1 rRNA gene is annotated in these 1,194 nt (G+C 56.4%); it reads left to right on the forward strand.

Going from position 1 to position 1,194, the window contains the following annotated elements:
• Positions 1-1,173, forward strand: a 23S ribosomal RNA gene (locus ACZ6X9_RS33755); the annotation flags it as partial.
• Positions 1,174-1,194: the final 21 nt, after the last annotated feature.

Consider the following 1,194-nt stretch of genomic DNA (forward strand, 5'->3'; position numbering starts at 1 on the left):
TGAGCTGGGTGTGGCCGCAGAGACCAGCGAGAAGCGACTGTTTACTAAAAACACAGGTCCGTGCGAAGCCGTAAGGCGATGTATACGGACTGACGCCTGCCCGGTGCTGGAACGTTAAGGGGACCGGTTAGCTCCATTTCGGTGGGGCGAAGCTGAGAACTTAAGCGCCAGTAAACGGCGGTGGTAACTATAACCATCCTAAGGTAGCGAAATTCCTTGTCGGGTAAGTTCCGACCTGCACGAATGGCGTAACGACTTCTCGACTGTCTCAACCATAGGCCCGGTGAAATTGCACTACGAGTAAAGATGCTCGTTTCGCGCAGCAGGACGGAAAGACCCCGGGACCTTTACTATAGCTTGATATTGGTGTTCGGTTCGGCTTGTGTAGGATAGGTGGGAGACTGTGAAGCATGCACGCCAGTGTGTGTGGAGTCGTCGTTGAAATACCACTCTGGTCGTGCTGGATGTCTAACCTGGGTCCGTGATCCGGATCAGGGACAGTGTCTGGTGGGTAGTTTAACTGGGGCGGTTGCCTCCTAAAGAGTAACGGAGGCGCCCAAAGGTTCCCTCAGCCTGGTTGGCAATCAGGTGTTGAGTGTAAGTGCACAAGGGAGCTTGACTGTGAGACCGACGGGTCGAGCAGGGACGAAAGTCGGGACTAGTGATCCGGCGGTGGCTTGTGGAAGCGCCGTCGCTCAACGGATAAAAGGTACCCCGGGGATAACAGGCTGATCTTCCCCAAGAGTCCATATCGACGGGATGGTTTGGCACCTCGATGTCGGCTCGTCGCATCCTGGGGCTGGAGTCGGTCCCAAGGGTTGGGCTGTTCGCCCATTAAAGCGGTACGCGAGCTGGGTTTAGAACGTCGTGAGACAGTTCGGTCCCTATCCGCTGTGCGCGTAGGAGTCTTGAGAAGGGCTGTCCCTAGTACGAGAGGACCGGGACGGACGAACCTCTGGTGTGCCAGTTGTTCTGCCAAGGGCATGGCTGGTTGGCTACGTTCGGGAGGGATAACCGCTGAAAGCATCTAAGCGGGAAGCCTGCTTCGAGATGAGGACTCCCACCCACTTGATGGGGTAAGGCTCCCAGTAGACGACTGGGTTGATAGGCCAGGTGTGGAAGACCGGTAACGGTTGGAGCTGACTGGTACTAATAGGCCGAGGGCTTGTCCTCAGTTGCTCGCGTCCACTGTGT

Source organism: Streptomyces sp. NPDC052910 (assembly GCF_055585605.1).